At 52.2% G+C, this 18,685-nt stretch carries 16 protein-coding genes; 2 read left to right on the top strand and 14 right to left on the bottom strand.

Features of this window, described 5'->3' with window-relative positions; translation table 11 throughout:
* Positions 1 to 4: 4 nt before the first annotated feature.
* The 4 genes from KE531_11985 to KE531_11970 form a co-directional block, all read right to left on the bottom strand.
* A complete protein-coding gene (locus KE531_11985; protein ID MBR9954321.1) occupies positions 5 to 1,297 on the bottom strand; it encodes an anion permease in 1,293 nt (430 codons plus the stop codon).
* Between the two features lie 20 nt (positions 1,298 to 1,317).
* The gene (locus KE531_11980; protein MBR9954320.1) at positions 1,318 to 2,697 is read right to left on the bottom strand and encodes an amidohydrolase; all 1,380 of its coding nucleotides are present in this window, start codon (positions 2,695 to 2,697) and stop codon (positions 1,318 to 1,320) included.
* Positions 2,698 to 3,305: 608 nt separating this feature from the next.
* Positions 3,306 to 4,988 carry a M3 family oligoendopeptidase gene (locus KE531_11975; protein ID MBR9954319.1) on the bottom strand — a complete coding sequence of 561 codons (1,683 nt, stop codon included), beginning with the start codon at positions 4,986 to 4,988 and terminating at the stop codon, positions 3,306 to 3,308.
* A gap of 3 nt (positions 4,989 to 4,991) precedes the next feature.
* Positions 4,992 to 5,492, bottom strand: a complete 501-nt coding sequence (locus tag KE531_11970; GenBank protein MBR9954318.1) for a hypothetical protein — start codon at positions 5,490 to 5,492, stop codon at positions 4,992 to 4,994.
* Positions 5,493 to 5,630: 138 nt separating this feature from the next.
* Between KE531_11970 and KE531_11965 the strand changes: the two genes are divergently transcribed.
* Both KE531_11965 and KE531_11960 read left to right on the top strand, forming a co-directional pair.
* Positions 5,631 to 6,950: a M18 family aminopeptidase gene (locus KE531_11965; GenBank protein MBR9954317.1), complete on the top strand. Its 1,320-nt coding sequence runs from the start codon at positions 5,631 to 5,633 to the stop codon at positions 6,948 to 6,950.
* A 77-nt stretch (positions 6,951 to 7,027) separates the two neighbouring features.
* The gene (locus KE531_11960; protein ID MBR9954316.1) at positions 7,028 to 7,318 is read left to right on the top strand and encodes a hypothetical protein; all 291 of its coding nucleotides are present in this window, start codon (positions 7,028 to 7,030) and stop codon (positions 7,316 to 7,318) included.
* Between the two features lie 444 nt (positions 7,319 to 7,762).
* Here the strand turns inward: KE531_11960 and KE531_11955 are convergent, their stop codons facing one another.
* The 10 genes from KE531_11955 to KE531_11910 form a co-directional block, all read right to left on the bottom strand.
* The gene (locus KE531_11955) at positions 7,763 to 8,692 is read right to left on the bottom strand and encodes an IS3 family transposase (GenBank protein MBR9954315.1); all 930 of its coding nucleotides are present in this window, start codon (positions 8,690 to 8,692) and stop codon (positions 7,763 to 7,765) included.
* Positions 8,662 to 9,333 carry a transposase gene (locus KE531_11950; GenBank protein MBR9954314.1) on the bottom strand — a complete coding sequence of 224 codons (672 nt, stop codon included), beginning with the start codon at positions 9,331 to 9,333 and terminating at the stop codon, positions 8,662 to 8,664. Before KE531_11950 ends, KE531_11955 begins: the two co-directional genes overlap by 31 nt.
* 216 nt (positions 9,334 to 9,549) lie before the next feature.
* On the bottom strand, positions 9,550 to 10,530 hold the full coding sequence (locus KE531_11945; protein ID MBR9954313.1) for a peptidyl-prolyl cis-trans isomerase: 981 nt from the start codon (positions 10,528 to 10,530) through the stop codon (positions 9,550 to 9,552).
* 42 nt (positions 10,531 to 10,572) lie between these two features.
* A complete protein-coding gene (locus tag KE531_11940; protein MBR9954312.1) occupies positions 10,573 to 11,355 on the bottom strand; it encodes an HAD family phosphatase in 783 nt (260 codons plus the stop codon).
* Complete coding sequence (gene maf, locus KE531_11935) at positions 11,348 to 11,941, bottom strand: septum formation protein Maf (protein MBR9954311.1); 594 nt, start codon at positions 11,939 to 11,941, stop codon at positions 11,348 to 11,350. The genes KE531_11940 and maf overlap by 8 nt, the downstream gene beginning before the upstream one ends.
* Positions 11,942 to 12,022: 81 nt before the next feature.
* Positions 12,023 to 13,411 carry a glycine--tRNA ligase gene (locus KE531_11930; GenBank protein MBR9954310.1) on the bottom strand — a complete coding sequence of 463 codons (1,389 nt, stop codon included), beginning with the start codon at positions 13,409 to 13,411 and terminating at the stop codon, positions 12,023 to 12,025.
* Between the two features lie 16 nt (positions 13,412 to 13,427).
* Positions 13,428 to 14,078, bottom strand: coding sequence for a hypothetical protein (locus KE531_11925; protein MBR9954309.1), 651 nt, complete (start codon positions 14,076 to 14,078; stop codon positions 13,428 to 13,430).
* A gap of 71 nt (positions 14,079 to 14,149) precedes the next feature.
* A complete protein-coding gene (gene recO, locus KE531_11920) occupies positions 14,150 to 14,803 on the bottom strand; it encodes a DNA repair protein RecO (GenBank protein MBR9954308.1) in 654 nt (217 codons plus the stop codon).
* A 14-nt stretch (positions 14,804 to 14,817) separates the two neighbouring features.
* Entirely contained in the window at positions 14,818 to 15,720 is a 903-nt protein-coding gene (gene era, locus KE531_11915) for a GTPase Era (protein MBR9954307.1), read from the bottom strand.
* Between the two features lie 15 nt (positions 15,721 to 15,735).
* Positions 15,736 to 18,684: an insulinase family protein gene (locus tag KE531_11910; protein MBR9954306.1), complete on the bottom strand. Its 2,949-nt coding sequence runs from the start codon at positions 18,682 to 18,684 to the stop codon at positions 15,736 to 15,738.
* Between the last annotated feature and the right edge of the window lies 1 nt (position 18,685).

The raw sequence follows: 18,685 nt of genomic DNA, 5'->3' as shown, positions 1-18,685 counted from the left end.
CTGTTTAATAGGGCGGGAACATCAGGCCGCACCACAAAATATTGGCGACGGAAATCACCAGGGCCGGCAATAATCCCATCCGGATCAGATCCTTCTGTTTATAGCCGCCGACCGCCATACAAAGCGGAATTGCCACGGTCGAAAGCGGAGTCAGATAGGAAGTGAAGGTTGCCTTCCACAGCATGTTGTAAAGGCCTGTCGGATTCCATCCGTAAGTCGCGCACATCAGCAGGACAACCGGCTGCAATGCGGAATATAAAGCCATGTTGGACATGAACTGGGTAACAATGAATCCTGCCAGCCAGAACATGATGATGACGACCCATTTGGAAGGGTTGTCGCCCAGGATACTCTGAATGCCTTCTGCGATGAAGGTACCGGCACCGGAAGCAACCAGGGCATTTCCTACGGCAAGGGAGCCGATGTATAAAAAGATCGGCGGCATCGTCAATGCTTCCATTGCCTCTTTCTCAGACAAAACACCGGTAAGGATTGTTAAAACGGCGCCGATAAAACAGATCATCCAGGTCGGGATCGTGGCCGGAAGGTAGTTGGAAAACAGGATGGCGATAACAACTGCCACGAAGATTCCATACCCCATGAATTCACGGAACGGATCCAGAGGTTTCTGTTCCTTGAGCTGTTTCAGCTGAACATCCGTGTATAAAGGGCCATAGTCCGGCGCGACCTTCGGACAATAGAACATGGCAAACAGAACGGACAGGATCAATGTCGGCATGTAAACCAGCATCGGGTCGAACATTCCCTCTTTTGCGGTGAGGCCATAGGTTTCCCACAGGGAATTTGCGGTAATATAGCTGGTTGCACCGGAACCAATCGGAAGGGAAGTTACGGTACAGATACAGATTAAAACGATGGAGAACATCGCCTTGGACGGGCTTTCGTTGTTCTTTCGGCAGAAATCAGCTACCAGCGGATAGCAGATCGAAAAGATCAAAATCGCAGAAGGTGCAACCTGTGCGATGGCCAGAGTGACCAGGCAGTACAGGATCAATCCCTTATAGAAATTGCCGCCCGATACTTTATAGGCCAGATCCGTCACTTTATGTACCATCTGGGTGCGGTTCAGTCCGCCGGCCACAATGAACATGGAACCCATGATGATGACAGAAGAGTTTGAGAAACAGCTCAGTGCTGAGGATGGTTCCAGACATCCGGTTATTACGTAAATGCCCATGGCCGTCATGGAGACTAACGGCAGCGGGAATTTATTGGACATATATAACGCCAGAGTGGCGACGAACACGACCAGGCAGATAATTGTCTGTGTTGACATAAGATATCTCCTTTCTCTCGCTATTTCTTATTGGAAATGATTCTCGGTTTTACTCCTTTTGGAATGGGGCACACATATTTCCCGCCCTTCAGGCGTTTGTTATGTTCCTCTTTTGCCGCCTTAAGAAGCTCCGGCTTTTCAAGGATGTCGATTGCAATACCGGCCATGGCCTGTCCGGCTGCCAGCGTCCCTTTGTGCGCCAGCGTGCTTTTTCCTACGGAAACTGCCTGCCAGGAATGTGCGGCTGTGCCGACGGGCCAGGTTGGCGTACTGATGGAAATGGTCGGGGCGACCCAGCTTACATCGCCCACATCGGAGGATGCCGGGAATACGGAATCCGTGGGCTTAAAATCCGGGATTTCTTCGGAAACAGGGTGTTCGGCGTCGCCGTCTTTGTTCGTTGCGGAAATCCGGGAATAAAATTCCATATCTTCTTTCGAGTATTCAGGCCGTTCCAAAAGCCGCAGATTTTCCACGGCCGCAAAGCCCAGTGCATTATTTGGAACCACGTTAGAGCATGCCTTCACAAAATCAATTTCCAGTTCTGTGCCGGTCATCAGCGCAGCGCCCCTTGCAATGTCTTCCACACGGGCGCGGACATCGGAAAGAATCTCATTGTCCGGAGCGCGTAAAAGACACAGAACCTCTGCTGTGGGCTGTACCACATTCGGGGAGAACCCGCCGGTGTCGGTTACGGCGTAATGCATTCTGACGGACGGAAGGACATGCTCGCGCAAAAACTGAATCCCTACATTGAACAGCGTAACCGCATCCAGCGCGCTGCGCCCCAGGTGCGGAGAAATTCCCGCATGGGAGCTGACGCCTTTATAGCGGAAGTAAATCTGGCAGTTCGCCAGCATCCCGCCTCCGGACGCATTGTAAGTGCTTCCCGGATGCCATGCAATCGCCGCATCCAGCATATCAAAGCAGCCCTCCCGCGCCATGAACGCTTTTCCGGAACCGCCCTCTTCTGCCGGGCAGCCATAGAAAATAACCGTGCCTTCGCATCCTGTCTCTTCCAGATATTTTTTCATACCCATGGCGCCTGCGAGGCACCCGGCTCCCAACAGGTTATGACCGCAGCCATGGCCGTTCCCGCCGGGAATGAGCGGGCATTTTTCGGCAGAACCGGCCACCTGGCTCAGGCCGGACAGGGCATCAAATTCGCCGAGGAAACCAATGACAGGTTTTCCATGTCCATACGTTCCCGTGAAAGCCGTGGCAATATCCGCCACGCCGCGTTCCACCGTGAAACCGGCCTCCTCTAGGGCCTTACAGAGCGTTTCCGCAGACGCGGACTCTTCAAAACATGTTTCCGGGGTGTCCCAGATTGCGTCACTGACCTGCGCCAGAAATTCCTGCTGGCTGGCCAGATAGGAGAATACCTCCTGCTTTTTCATACCTTACCTCCTCTTCTTCAAGTCCAAAACAAGACTTGTATTCTTTTGTGAATAGAGTAATTTTTTTGTATAATTTTGTCAATATTCTTTTATTTTTTCTCTTATTTTCGTTTATTCTTCATAAATACAGAAATTTTTTTTCTCTTCATAAAAGTCTTCCGAAATGTTTCTACGTCCGAAATTCCATTCAAGTCCTTATTAAGTCTGAAATTGACATGGCGTCCACGCAGGAGGGCCGGTCAGAGTGGGGGTATCTCATGCAGGCATGATGCCGCTTGCCGGGCTTTGTGCAGCAAAAAAGGGAACACAAAACATCTGATTTGGATGTCGTGTGTTCCCTTTTTAGGGATAAACGTCTTTATGGGGCATTTATTTTCCCTGTCGAAAAAAGATTGAAATATTTCTCTGACTCTCATATGATAATAGAAAGAGACAGGCAACGGCGTGTGCCTGTTTAAGCGCTGAAGTAAGAAGGTGCGCCGGTATGCATCATCTTACAGAGCTTTCAGGAGGGGTTGTGCAGTGAAACCTCAAACCGGCGTAGGCCGCCTGGCGGCCGAAAGAAAATGCTCGGGCCGTCCTCATATTCTTCAATCCCTTTTACAACTTTACACCCCCAACTCCGCCAACACTCCCGCAAGCGCCTCCCTCACAGCGCCCTCTTCCAGCACATTATGGAGCTTCGCCTCCGCAAGCAGCTCAAAATACCCCTTCGATCCGCCGGCCTTGCAGAGGTTATAATAATCCTCCCATGCCGCCGTCCGGTTCTCTTTCATCTTCGTATAGAACTCAAAAGCTCCGATCTGCGCCATGGCATAGTCCACATAATAGAACGGATACAGGAAAATATGCTGTTTCTGCATCCAGAAGCCGCCGTTCTCCAAGAATTCGTTGCCGTCGTAATCCCGCCACGGCATATAGACTTTCTCAAGCTCTCTCCAGACTTTCCGCCTCTCCATGGCCGTCATGTCCGGCTTCTCATACACCCGGTGCTGGTATTCATCCACACATACCATATACGGTATCTTCTTTAAAGCATCCGCCAGATGCTCCCTTCGGTACTGATCTGCCTGCTCCCCGAAAAACAGCTCCATCCACGGATACGTCCAAAGCTCCATGCCCATGGAGTGAATCTCGTTGATTTCGCTGGTGCTGTGGCAGAGCTCCGGGATTTTCTGGAACTTCGCGGCCGTAAACCCGGCAAACGCATGGCCGGCCTCATGGGTCAGCACGTTCACATCGGCCTCGGTGCCGTTGAAATTGGAGAAAATGAACGGCGCATGGTAAAGCGGCAGAGTCGTGCAGTAGCCGCCGACACGTTTTCCCTTTTTTGCCTCCAAATCAAACAAATCGTATTGTACCATGAAATCAAAAAATTCCCCGCTCTCCGGCGAAAGCTCCCGATACATCTTCTGCGCCTGGGCCACAAGGTAATCCCTGCCGCCCACCGGCACAGGATTCCCCTCGGGGCTCCCGACGGATTCGTCATAGTAATGGAGCTTATCAAGGCCGAGAGCCTCCCGCTGCCGCTCAAAAAGCGCTTCGCAGGCCGGGACGATGACCTCCCTCACCTGCTTCCGAAAGACAGAAAGCTCCTTTGCCGTATAGTCATAGCGGCGGCGTGCCAGATAGCCCATGGGGACAAAATTCTCAAAGCCCAGCTTTTCTGCCATGCCGGCACGCAGCTTCACAAGGCCGTCATAAATCCGGTCGATCTCCGGCGCGATGCTCTCAAAAAGCCCGGCCCATGCCAAAAACGCCTCCCGGCGCTCCGTTCGGTCGGTGCTCTGCATATGCTTTAAAAGCCCGTAGGTGTTTAACTTTTCGCCATGAAAATCCGCTGATGCCGCGGCCACGGTTTTGGAATACAGAGACGCCAGATCGGCCTCCCTCACCTTGTCCTCCACAACAGCCTCGCAGGAAAGAAGCTGGCCGGCCTCCAAATTCTGAATCAGGATCCTGCCAAACTCCGCCTCCATGTCCTTCTTAAAGGGCGATTCAAGGATCACCGTCCCCATTTCCTTCACAAGAAGCTGATATTTCGGCATTTCAGCGTTAAAATATGCCATTTCCTTTTCATAATATTCGTCCATCAAATTGACCGTGTTCCGGATATGGGCGATGCTTTTTGCCGTTGCAAGCTCCGTGTCCAGCTTCACATACTCCATGTAGGCATCCCTGAATTCCGCATATGAGGCGGCCGTTTTCATGGCCTTCACACACGCCTTCACCGCCTCCCCGGCCTTTTCCATGTCCGGTCTCACATATTCAAGTTCTGAAAACTTTTTCATTCCTTAACCCCTTTCCTCAAACGCAATCCCATGCTTTTTCAAAAACTGCCTGACACTTTCGTCCCACTCCCGCTCCAGGCTCTTATCCATGGTGAACACCTGAAGGGAGGTTCCCGTTATGCAGTACATTTCCCCATTTTCATACTGGATATTCAGATACAGGCCGCCCACCTGCTCCGGCAGGAGCCCGGATCCCCTGGCCTTCACGAACCGCTCCCGCGCTTCCGGCGCCAGAAGAAGCACAATCCGAAAGCTCTCCGGCAGGCGGTTCCCCTTAATCAGGGAAAAACAAAAGGGCTTTAAAACGCCCCAGGAAGAAAATTCCTCGATCCGCTTTTCCTCCAGCTCCTCATCTGAATAATATCCCTGCCGCACGCGCCCGTCCACCGTAAAGCTGTTGAAGGTGACGATATTCGCTTCCCTCACGAGAAAACCGTCAAACAGCTCCCCGAGAAAAAGCCCGGCCGTAAACGTCTTCTGTTCCGCAATTCTCAGTGCAACCATCCGTCTCCTACCTCCCATCATATTCTACAATAACCGTAGAAAATATGCAACGAATATGCTATACTTAATCTATATGCAACACCTGCCGCGGCACGGGTTCCCTGCCTGCGGACGAACAAAAATCGGAGGAAAACTGCAATGAAAGATGCCAAAAAAGCCATCCGTTCCCTGGAAGACCTTCTCCAGGCCGGAGTCTCCCCCTACCATGCCATCGAAAAGAGCGTGGAGCGCCTCTCTGCTCAGGGCTTTGAGGAGCTGAAGGCCCATAAAGCATGGGAGATCAAACCGGGAAAATCATATTATGTCAATCTCTACGGTTCCAGCCTTCTTGCCTTTACCGTCGGCGGAAACGTAAAAAAAGGCGGCAGCGCGCCAAAAATCCGCATGGCTGCCTCTCACACCGACTGGCCCTGCCTTCGTGTAAAGCCCACACCGGAAATGGCAAAGGGCGGCTACGGGCTCTTAAACGTGGAAGCCTACGGCGGCCAGATCCTTCAGACCTGGTTTGACCGGCCCCTTTCCATGGCTGGCCGTGTCTGCCTGCGCGGAAAGGATGCCTTCCATCCGGAAGAAAAGCTGGTGGATTTCAAACGCCCGCTTTTAATGGTTCCTAACCTGGCAAACCACATCAAGCGCGACAATGAAAAATATGTGGAACCCAACAAGCAGATTGACATGCTGCCCGTACTTACAATCCTCACGGAAAAGCTGAATAAAGACAGCTTCTTCCTGGATCTTCTGGCGAAAGAGCTGGATGCGAAAAAGGAAGAGATCCTGGATTATGAGTTCTATCTCTACAACTGGGAGAAAGGCACGCTCTGGGGCATGAACGAAGAATTCTACTCCGCTCCGCGTCTCGACAACCTGACTTCTGTTGAGGCATGCCTGACAGGCCTGCTCACAGCAGCTCAGAGCGGAAAGAACGATGACACCATCTCCTTAATCGCCCTCTACGACAACGAGGAAGTCGGAAGCCGCACGAAGCAGGGCGCAGCCTCCACCGCCGCCGACCGGCTCATGGAGAAGCTCTTCCTCTCCCTTGGCTTCGACAGGGAACAGTATTTAAGCGCCATGTTTAAGAGCTTCCTTCTGTCCATGGACGTGGGACATGCCTACCATCCGTCCAAGCCGGACAATTACGACCCGAAGAACCACACGCTCTTAAACGACGGCGTCGTCATCAAGATGTCCTCGACCCAGTCCTACGCCACCGACGCTACGGCCGTCAGCGTGATCGAAGAACTCTGCAAAAAGGACGGCATTCCGTATAAGAAATTCTCCAACCGTTCCGACATCCGCGGCGGTTCCACGCTGGGCAGCATCTCGTCCTGCCAGTTAGCCGTAAAAGCCGTCGACGCCGGCGTCGGACTCTGGGCCATGCACTCCACCATGGAAACCATGGGTGCAGAAGACCAGCATGCCCTCAACAGCCTTGTAAAGGCCTTCTTTGAGAATTAAACAAACATAAAAATGTGCGGCCGGCAGGACCTTCTGCCGCGCCGCCAAAAAAGAATATTCAGGAGGAATTGAAACACATGAAAGCATATGATGTCCAGGCAAAACAGGAAATCGAAGTAACGGAGGCAGATTTAGTCAAATTCCTTGACAACAACCGCCAGGTTGACCTTGTCTTCTCCGAAACCAAGTCCGATGAGGACGGCTACATGAAGTGGGATCGGGAAAACTGGCTCCTCGTAAAGGAAGGAAAGTACCAGAGAAACTACTTCCTCGGCGACAGAGCGCTCCGCGACTTCACCCATCACAACATCTACGACCTGAAAAACTCCTTTACGCCGGAAGAGGCTGTGAAGATTGAGATTAACTAATTTGGATGTGAAAAGCAGAAAGCCCGGGAGTTTGCGTCTCCCGGGCTTTCGCTGTGTATCATGTGGATACTATTATCTTTCTTTGCCTACCGGCATTATAGCACATGCATATTTTTTGCAAGATATATAGAAAATCGAATTGCGGTGTATCAAAGGCCATGATATAATTTTTATGTTACCGCCTCCTAGATTGGTACGGAAGGGAGGTGTCTGGCTTGGAGATAACCACTTCTCTTATTGTCGCTGTTGCGGCTGGTGTAATTTGCCATTACATCATCAAATGGTTGGATGGCGACAAATAGTCGGTAATCAGCCTATGGTTTAAGCCACCATACCAAAACGGAATAGAAAACCCCGGAGTCGCACTGAACTGCTTCCCGTCAAGTAGACAATCAAAAAAATATAATTTTTTTCTGCCAGTAGGTATCACCTGCTGGCAGATTTTTACGCTGCCTGTAAATATTTTTCGTGTTTCTCCATTGGTGTTACTATACCAAGCTTCCTCTGCAAACGTCTGTTGTTATAGTAATTGATATATTTCTCTATCATGACCACCAGTGATTCTCTGTCCATAAATCGTTTACCATAATAACGCTCCCGTTTTAGAATTCCCCAGAATCCTTCCATTGGTCCATTATCGATACACTTTGCTACTCTGGACATGCTCTGCATCATCCCTGCTGCTTCAAGTTTTGCATGAAAGGCTCTATTGGTGTATTGAAAGCCTCTGTCACTGTGAAACATCGGATGTGCATCAGGATTATCTTTGACTGCATCATCAAAGGTATCAAACACTAATGCATTACTATTACTGTCTCCAATACGGTAGGATACGATTCTTCGGTCATACAGGTCAAGAATTGCACTTAAATATACCTTGTGCTTTTCATTTCCGATATAGTAATGAAATTCCGTTACATCGGTCAACCACTTTTCATTCGGAGCTTCTGCCGTAAATTCACGATTCAGGATATTTTCGGCTATGTACTGTGGATTTGCAGCCTGTCTTGTACAGCTATCGTTTGCATATTTAATGGTGGATTTGATACCAAGTTTCCGGCAGATGCGCAAAACACGTTTATCATTTACATCAATGTCATGGTAACGCTCCAACTCATCACGGATTCTGCGATAACCCTTATCAGGTGATTCTATGTGGATTTTTTCTATCAGTTCCGCAATTTTTCGGTTTTCCTGTTCATTCTCTGACATTTCATGGTTCAGCCATTTGTAATAAGCCGCCCTTGAAACACCGCCAATCTTACAAAGCGCCTGTATCGGATAATCGTGTTCTTTCTGTTCTTCTTTGACAGCCTGATAGATATGCTCGTGGCGGATCAGGCTCAGCCCCGCCTCCTTTCGATTTCCTCTAATTTTTTTAAGAATGATAACTCCATTTCTGCACGTTGCCGTTTGGCTTTTTCCAGTTTCAACTCCGCTTGAAGCTTTTCCACCTCTGTAAGAGAATCTTCCGATTTTCTTTTGCCGCGGTTATCCTGTAATGCAGGAACTCCGCCTGTTTCGTATTTGATAGTGTAATTTCGTGCCTGCTGATAGGACACCTTAAAGTTTTCTGATGTTTCAGCATAGTTATGGCCATGGGAAATGCAGTAGGATGCAATTTCCACTCTTTCTTCAAACGTTGTTTTTCTTCCTTTGGTCATAAGACTACATCCTCCTGTTCTGGAAGCCTTCAGTTCCTTATGACCATTATACAGCGCAATCCATTGCCTGAGTGTACGAGTACTGGAAATTTTATATTTTTTACAAATATCACGTAGTGAACCAAGACCAGAAAGATACTCTTGTACGGCAATCTCTTTCTCGGCAGAAGTTCTTTTGGTCCATCCTTTGTTGTAAAAGGTTTCTGAACCCATAGACTGATAATTACGAATCCATTCTTCTAAAGTAGTAGGATGAATTCCTTCGCCTGTTGATACAGATGTAATACTATGTTTAGCTTCCAAAATAAGCTTTACCATTCGTAATTTATCTTCAGCAGAATATTTACGCATAAGAAATGCTCCCTCCTTGATAAACAGTTTTATTATTTCAACTGTCTACCTAGAAGGGAGCATATCACACCTCCGGGGTTTTCGTCATCTGACATGGAAATAATATCACTTCTCTTTGCCTACCGGCATTATAACATATGCAGATTCTTTTTGCAATATTCAAAATCCCCTCTGCATGTTCCTGCTGCACAATAAAAACAGGGATTCTGCCGCCCATCAGCTCCCCATCTCGCCGCCCTCGCAGATCTCTTCAAACACCTCAAAGAAATCCGCCGGCGTCGCAGGGCTCTGGGAAATCGTGATCCCCTCCCAGGTCTCCGGCTCCTCGGTCAGGGTCACTCCCGCCTTAAAGGCCTGATACGCCGCGTAAAACGCCTGATCCTTCCTGTCCTGGATCATCGTCTCCTTATGAAGCCGCGTGGCCTCCTCGTCGTAGTCGTTTTCGCACCGGATAATGTAAAACTGCCCGTCCCCGGCCACCACATCGCTGATTTCCCCGGCCTCCAGCCCGAAAGCCGCTTCCTCATAGGCGCTTCCCGCCTCGCCGCGGCCAAGCTGCACCTTGATTTCCTCACTTACAGAAGTTTCCTTTGCGATGGCATAAAAGTCTGCGCCCTCGGCCTGCACCTGGGAAAGCACATTGGCCGCCGTCTCCGCGTCCTCTAACACAATCTGGGATACGGTAATGACCCTGGCCTCGCTGTCGCTGACCTCCAGATCCATGCTCCCAGTCAGATGTTCCGCCAGCTTCTCTGCCAGCCAATAATCGGAAAACAGACCTTTCATGGCTGTCTCATCGAGGCCAAGCTCCTCCGCCGCCGGCTCGCCAAGCGTCTCCATGTACCGGGAAGCTGCCTCGCTCACCAGCTCTTCCTCCTGCCCCGACAAACGGATTTCCTGCTCCTTGGCCATCAGGCTCATGATTTTTAACTCCCGCATGAAATCATGGATCTGATCCAGAAGAGAGGCCTCAAAGGTCGTCCCACGGTTGTCCACCGTCACATGCCAGATCTGATCCGTGTAAAGCTCCTCATACCGGTGCCGCTCCGTCGTCACAATGGCCATGGCCTCCGCTCTCCCGTACTCCTTTTCCCCCTTGCTGCCGGAAAATAACGGCACCTCCGCCTGACAGCCGCAAAGAACCGCGGCGGCCAGAAATGCTGCTGCCGCCTTCCCAAGTTTCGTCCATCTTCCCATCGTTTCACTCCATTCTGCCTCAAAACCAGATGTCTCTTTTTCCTACAAAAGGAGACGCAGCACCTTTAAAACCCCGTCATCCTCATTGGAATCTGCCAGAAACCTGGCGGTCTCTTTCACCTCCGGTCTGGCATTCTCCACGGCATAGCTGTAATACGCCTGCTTTAGCATCTCCACATCGTTTAACTGGTCGCCGAAGGCCATGGTCTCCTCCGGGCGGATAAACAGGCTCTCCTGGAGAAGCTTCACGGCGTTTCCCTTGCTGACGCTTAAGTGCATGCCGTCGACCCACTGGCTTCCGGACGGCGTCAGCTTAAGGCGCCTTCTGTACTTTTTCATGAGCCCATCCGCCTTGTTTCCAATCCCGTCCATACAGCAGGCGGAAACCTTGATGATCGGCCCTTTCACCCACCTGACGTCCCGCACGCGCCTCATCTTAAACTGGTACCCCTCCATGAGCCACCGGACATACTCTTCATTTTTGGAATCCACATAGACATATTCGGCGCCGCCAAGCATGACCTCCAGCCCGGCCTCGCGGATGTCTTTGATAAAATCCACGGCCGTCTTCCGCCGGATTTCCGTCAAAAACAGGTTCCGCCCATAACAGCCCACGTAAGCGCCGTTGTCGCCCACATAAAAAATCTGGTCGCGGATAGGTTCAAACAAGGTTTCCAGGCTCGCCGCCTGCCTGCCGCTGACCGCCGCAAAATGGATCCCTTTTTCCTTTAACTTCATAATTACCGAAAACAGCTCCGGGTTCAGCTTGTTCCCGCCGTCCTTCGTCAGCGTCCCGTCGATGTCCGACACAATTAACTTAATCATACTCCGCCTCCTCAGAAAGCCGCCGGTACTCCTCCCATACACGGCACACGGGAAGTCCCATCACATTGGCATAGGAACCGTGAAGGCACCTTATGTATCTGGCAAAAAATCCCTGCACCGCATAAGCCCCGGCCTTGTCCATGGGTTCCTCGGACTCCGCATACTCCCGAAGCTCTGCCTCGGTCATGGGCACCACCTCCACCTCGGTTTCATCGGAAAACGTCACGCCGTGTTCCCCGGACTCCCCTTTAAGAATCATGGTGACGCCGGTATAGACCTGGTGCTTCCTGCCGGCCAGGCTTTTTACCATCTCATAAGCCTCCTCGTGGCTCGCCGGCTTCCCAAGAATTTTTCCGTCGGCAGCCACCACCGTATCCGACCCGATCACAAGGGTTCCTGCCCCGCAGCCGGCAGCCACATCCTCGGCCTTCTGTCTGGAAAGCTCCTCCACCGCCTGCGCCGGCACGTCGGTTGTCACACGTTCCTCCACATGGCTCGGAACCACCTCCGGCACAAGACCGATCTGCAAAAGCAGCTCCTTTCTCCGCGGCGACGCCGAAGCCAGGACAATTCTCTCAATTTTCACGAAAGTTCCTCCTATACAGACAGAAAGAGGCTGGCGCCGTATCCGCCGGCACAGGCCCCCTTCTGTCACGTTTTTTCTATATTAGAATGCAAGCTTCTCGTCAAAGTATGCTTTCAGCTCCGAAATCGGGATCCGCACCTGCTCCATACTGTCGCGGTCGCGGACCGTAACGGCTCCGTCCTCCTCGGAATCGAAGTCATACGTCACGCAGAACGGCGTACCGATCTCATCCTGTCTTCTGTAACGCTTTCCGATGTTTCCTCTGTCGTCAAACTCACAGTTGTAATACTTGCAGAGCTCTGCATACACCTTCTCCGCACCCTCGTTGAGCTTCTTGGAAAGCGGCAGCACGCCGATTTTCACAGGCGCGATGGCCGGATGGAAGTGAAGGACGGTTCTCACGTCGCCCTCGCCGATCTCCTCCTCGTCGTAAGCCGAGCAGAGGAACGCAAGCGTCACACGGTCTGCGCCGAGAGACGGCTCGATTACATACGGAATGTATTTTTCATTGACCTCGTCGTCAAAGTAGGACATATCCTGGCCGGACACGTTCTGGTGCTGCGTCAGGTCGTAGTCGGTACGGTCTGCGATGCCCCAGAGCTCGCCCCATCCGAACGGGAACAGGAATTCCAGATCTGTCGTAGCCTTGCTGTAAAAGCACAGCTCCTCCGGGGAATGGTCGCGGGCGCGAAGCTCCTCGTCCTTGATTCCCAGGTCATGAAGCCAGTCGATACAGAACTTCTTCCAGTAAGCGAACCACTCCAGATCCGTTCCCGGCTTGCAGAAGAACTCTAACTCCATCTGCTCAAACTCTCTGGTACGGAAGGTAAAGTTGCCCGGCGTAATCTCGTTTCTAAAGGACTTTCCGATCTGGCCGATGCCGAAGGGCACCTTCTTCCTCGACGTCCTCTGGACATTCTTAAAGTTTACGAAAATACCCTGGGCCGTCTCCGGGCGCAGATATACGGTGTTCTTCGCGTCCTCGGTCACGCCCTGGAAGGTCTTAAACATCAGGTTAAACTGACGGATATCGGTGAAATCATGCTTTCCGCAGCTCGGGCAGCAGATGTTGTTGTCGTCGATGTACTGCTTCATCTGCTCCTGGCTCCAGCCGTCCACGGAGCCCTCTGCCGTGATGCCATGCTCCTCCATATAATCCTCGATTAACTTATCGGCGCGGAACCGCTCTTTACAGGAACGGCAGTCCATAAGCGGGTCGGAGAAGCCGCCGAGATGGCCGGAGGCCACCCATGTCTGGGAATTCATGAGAATCGCACAGTCAACGCCGACGTTGTAGGGGCTCTCCTGGATGAATTTCTTCCACCATGCGCGCTTTACGTTGTTCTTGAGCTCCACGCCGAGATTTCCGTAATCCCATGTATTGGCAAGGCCGCCGTAAATCTCAGAACCCGGGTACACGAACCCTCTGGATTTGGCTAACGCCACGATTTTTTCCATTGTCTTTTCCATCTCCAAACTCCTCCTTTTACTTGAACACAATATAGGCCGTTCCCTCTTTTGGCGTGCGGACGCCGTTTTCCGTGATCTCCGTCACGTTGTCAGAAACATAGACGATCTCTCCGTCCGTGCGGATCAGGGCCGCCCCCTCGACGGCAGCCACATACATCTTGCTTTCCCGCGTCACCTTCGAGGTCTCCACAGCTTCCCGCTTTCCGTCCGCCTTCACGAACCCGGCGCCGGTCAGATACCCTTTGGAAAGCCCGTCTGCTACGGTCGTCACATCCAGGCTTTTTATCTGCCCGTTTTCCTCATCGGGATAGGCGTCAAGGTACTGAAAATACGTGCCGATGTCTTTAAAATCAATTAAAAGCGTCGCCACGCCGTCCTTCATCGTGCATTCCCGGATGGACGCAGGCGCCCCGGACTCTTCCCCTTCGCCAAGAGGCCCGGTCACGGCCTCCAGATCCTCGGTGACAGACGCCAAAAGCCCGGCTTCGTCGTCCTCAAAGGCCTCCGTATCGTATTCCTCCACGGTGACGCTGGTCACGGCGCCCTCCCTGGTGACATATACGGACGTCACATCCGATGCCGGCCCGGAGCTTTCCGCCCCATTCCCGCAGCCGGCCGTCATGACCGTTACTGCTGCGGCAAGCAGAATCAATTTCTTAAGCTTCATGTTTTTCTTTCCTCCTGCAAACAGGATGCTGCCCCTTTAAGCCGCGGCGGCTGCCGGAAGCATAGATATTTCTAATTATCCACAAGAACCTGCAAAATGTCAAGGGAATGGAAGGTTTTATCAACAAATCTCCGCTTATTTTCCTCCACACACCTGGAAAACTCCAAAAGCACCTGGTCGGAGAGGGCAAACGTATAGAGCTTTTCCACCGGCGACGCCAGAACAAACTCCCAGGCGTACCGCGTAGACGGATCCAGGTTCCCGGACAGCTCCTCAAAATACTCGCCGTTGATCTCCATGAGCTTTAGCTCAAACACCGCCTTCACCAGCCGGTTCGGGAGCTTTTCATTTAAAAGCGCCCGCATGGACTGGTAAAGGAGCTTTAAGGTCTCCTCCGCCTCGATCCCCTCCCTGCCGTAGTAATCGGCAAACTCCAGGAAATACGAGCCATAGCAGGCCGCCTCCACGTCCCCGGCAATCTCGATGAAGTAATTCTTCACCTCCGCGCCGGCAAGCGTGTAGGCGTCGCGCCCCTCATAGAGCAGGAACTTCCCGAACACAAACGGGTTCGAGACGGCCATCAGGCTGTTCCCCGGCCGCCTGGCCCCTCTGGCAAAAGCCGTGATCTTCCCGAATTCCCGCGTCAGGATCACAAGCCGCCTGTCATATTCCCCCACCGGCGATGCCTTTAAAACCATGCCGGCGGCGCTTACCTGTTCCCTCATGAATCATCCCTCTGTCAGATGTCCCTCTTGTCGTAGCCATAATTCTTGATATATAACTCGCTGTCCCGCCATTCCTTCCGAACCTTGACCCAGAGCTTTAAGTTCACCTTCGCATCCATCAGGTTCTCAATCTCAATCCTGGCGGCCGTGCCGATCTTCTTCAACATGGCGCCGCCCTTTCCGATGATGATGCCCTTGTGGGAATCCCGCTCGCAGACAATGGTGGCCTCGATGTCAAAAATCCCGTTGTCCCGCTCGGACATCTTCTCAATGACGACGGCGATGCCGTGGGGGATCTCATCCGACAAAAGCCTAAGCGCCTTCTCCCTGATTAACTCCGCGGCAATCTGGCGCATGGGCTGGTCCGTCACCGTGTCCTCGTCGTAATACTGCGGCCCTTCCGGCAGGTACTGGAAAATCGTGTGGATCAAGGTGTCCGTATTTGTCTTTTTCATGGCCGAAACCGGGATGATTTCAGCGAACCGGTACACATCCTTATAGGCCTCGATGGCCTTAATAATGTCTTCCTTCTTTACCGTGTCAATCTTGTTGATGACAAGGAAAACCGGCGTCTTCACCCGCGATAAAATCTTTAAAATCTGCTGTTCGCCGGCGCCGATATAGGTTCCCGGCTCCACCAGCCATAAAATCACGTCCACCTCTTTAAGCGTATGCTCGGCCACGCTCACCATGTACTCGCCCAGCTTGTTTTTCGCCTTGTGGATGCCCGGCGTGTCCAAGAAAATGATCTGTCCCTTTTCATCGGTGTAAACCGTCTGGATCCGGTTCCTGGTGGTCTGGGGCTTTTCCGACGTGATGGCGATTTTCTGCCCGATCAGGTGGTTCATTAACGTGGACTTCCCCACGTTGGGCCGGCCGATTAACGTCACAAAGCCGGATTTATATTTCTGCTTCATGCTTTCTCCTTTGTCTTACTCTGCGTCTGCGGCGCCCGAGAATAACGGCCGGACGGTCTTAAACATGTTTCCGGCATTTTGGATTTTCTCCTCGCTTCCGATGGCGCAGACGGCTCCCGTATTTAAAATCTCCCGGACAAGCCCGCCTAACGCGCGGATATCTTCTGCCGTCACCGAAAGGATTTCATCCCGCTCCTTCTGGAGCATCTCCTTCGTCACGCCGGAATACCAGGCCGAAAGGCCCCTGGCCCCCCGCAGGGACGGCGTCAGCGGCGTATCCAGCTCGCTGATGGTTCCGATGACAAACTTCGTCATGTCCCGCTCATCGGCATCAAACTGCTCGAGATATTCCGGGATTCCTTCATAAATCTCGTTGCTCTCCTTTACGTTGGGGTCGCGGTAGGAGACAAAATACCCCTCTCCCGTGCGGCCGACGCTGCTCATGCAGCCGTATGCGCCGCCCTTTACGCGGATGTTGAGCCAGAGATAGTCATAGCTTAACATGATCTTTAAGATCCGGAGCGCCCCGGTATAGGCATAGCGGCTCCCGGCGTAGGTACCGCACCTGGCGGCGTAGTTGACCTTGGAGGCCGTCGTAAAGCCCTCGTTCTTATTCTCCCTCGGCGCACGGAACCCATAGACGGTTCCACTTCCTGCCGGAAGGCTGTCAGCCAGCTTTTTCATGGCATCCGGGAGCCTTGCAAAGCCCTTGTTGTCAGCCGTATAGCTCACAACCATGTTTTCTCTCACAAAAAGCTGTCCCATGACGCGGCGGAGCCCGGCGATAATTTCTTCTTTCTTCCCGTCGAAATCCCGGACGCATCCCTCCAGGAATTCATAATAGCCGATCCCGCCTGTCATGTCGTTATAATAGGACGTGTCGGAAAAATAGGAGGTGGCCCTGGCGACGGCAGCCGAATGGCCTCCGTTTAAAAGCTTCATCTGGGCCTTCGACTTCGCCTCATCTAAAATTTCCTTAAGCCGCTTCTGATCGTCGAGAATGGACTCGGTAAAAATCTCAGACAGGATCTCAAAGCCAAAGTCCAGCTTTTCATAAAGCACCCGCACGCTGGCAGCGAACACGCCGGTAAAGCCGCCGGTGCGAAGATCGGGATAGGACGTCACGCCGAAGGTCACGCCGCCGCTGTTTAAGAAAATCTCTGTCGTCAGATCGGCGTAGCTGTGACGCCCGGTGCTAACATAGCCGAGGACGGACTTCAAAAGCCCCACATAGGGGAGATCCTCCTGGCACACCCGGTTCGTATTGAACAAGACCTTCAGATAACCGATGCCGCCCGAAAACATCGAATGGCGGATCACCGGGATCTCTTCGATTTTAAGCTCCTCAAAAACAGGCTCTTCCGCCTCCTTCCGGATGTCCTCCCGCTTTAACATCGGGATTTTCTCCAGATCCTCTTTGGGCGACGGTTCCTCCTGATACTTCTTTAATTCCTTTGTCTTCTGTACAAGGGCCTCAATCTCTTCTTTGCTCAGGCTCTTTTTGTATTCTGCAAGGCGCCCGGCTGTCTCCGCCTCCATCTTTGCCGTCAGGTTCCGCTCGGGGCTCACCGTCACAACGGCCTCGAATGGATTGTCGAGAAGGTGCATCCTGATTAACTCCTCAAAATACCCGTTTTCCGCGCCTTCCTTTAACGCCTGAAAGGTCTCCTCGTACTCTAAGTGCATCATCGGGTCGCCGCCGTAAAGCCAGCTGTCCAGGCACTGAAGCCCGTACATAAGCCCCTTGGGCGCCGAACCGAAGTCCGCCTCCCGGTACTGGAATTCATAGTAGTTGATGCCGGCCAGGACGCTCCTTTTATCAAGCCCCTGATAAATTAACTTCCTCAAAGCGCCTTTGACGACGGCCAGGAATTCACTCTTCTGCTCCCTGTCGGCATTCTTTGCGATGATGGAAAAATACGGCTGGAGAATCCCGTTTTCGTAGCCGCCCATGATGTCGTTTCCAATGCCGGCATCGAGAAGCGCCTGCTTAAGCGGCGCACCCGGCGCATCCAAAAGCACATACTCGAGAACCTGGAACGCGATATACTCCTTCGGCGAAAGCTCGTTTCCGGCCGCCGTGTTCACGGAAAGGTAGGCGGCATGTTCCGTCGGCTCCGAATCGGTGACGGAGTAGAAAAATTCCTGCTCCACCGGCCTTTCAAAGGGCTTCTGGAGACGGATCTCCGAATCAATCTCTTTTTTCTCGTATTTGCTCAGGTATTCCCGATCCAAATACCGGAGCTTTTCCGCCATATCCATGTTCCCGTAGAGGTAGATATAGCTGTTGGACGGATGGTAATACTTTTTATAAAAATCCAGATACGCCTCGTAGGAGAGCTTCACGATCTCCTCCGGGTCGCCGCCGGACTCATAGCCATAGCAGGTATCGGGAAACAGCACATGGCGCGTGTACCGATCCAGGACGCTTTCCGGCGAGGAAAAGACGCCCTTCATCTCATTGTAGACGACGCCGTTGTATGTCAGATCCGCCTCCGGCGACTCCAGCTCATAGTGCCAGCCCTCCTGCATGAAGATCTTCTCTTCCTTCCCGATCCTGGGATTTAAGACGGCATCCATGTACACGTCCATCAGGTTCTGGAAATCCGCGTCGTTGCAGCTCGCAATGGGGTACACCGTCTTGTCGGGATACGTCATCGCATTTAAGAAGGTATTTAAAGACCCCTTCACCAGCTCCACAAACGGATCCTTCACCGGGAATTTATCCGAACCGCAGAGGACGGTATGCTCCAGAATATGCGGCACGCCGGTGCTGTCGGCCGGCGGTGTCCGAAAGCCGATGAAAAACACCTTGTTGTCATCGTCCGTATCCATCAAAAACACTTTTGCGCCGCACTTTTTATGCTCAAGAATATACCCGACGGCATTTAACTCCCTGATTTCCCTGGTTTCCAAGAGCCGGTACTCCATCAGCTCTTCCAGTTCCCTCTGTCTGCTTTCCATA

Source organism: Eubacteriaceae bacterium Marseille-Q4139 (genome assembly GCA_018223415.1).
In the GTDB taxonomy this organism is placed as follows: Bacteria; Bacillota; Clostridia; order Lachnospirales; family Lachnospiraceae; genus CABSIM01.
Note: the sequence above shows the minus strand (reverse complement) of the source record. Positions and strands in the feature narration are given on the sequence as shown.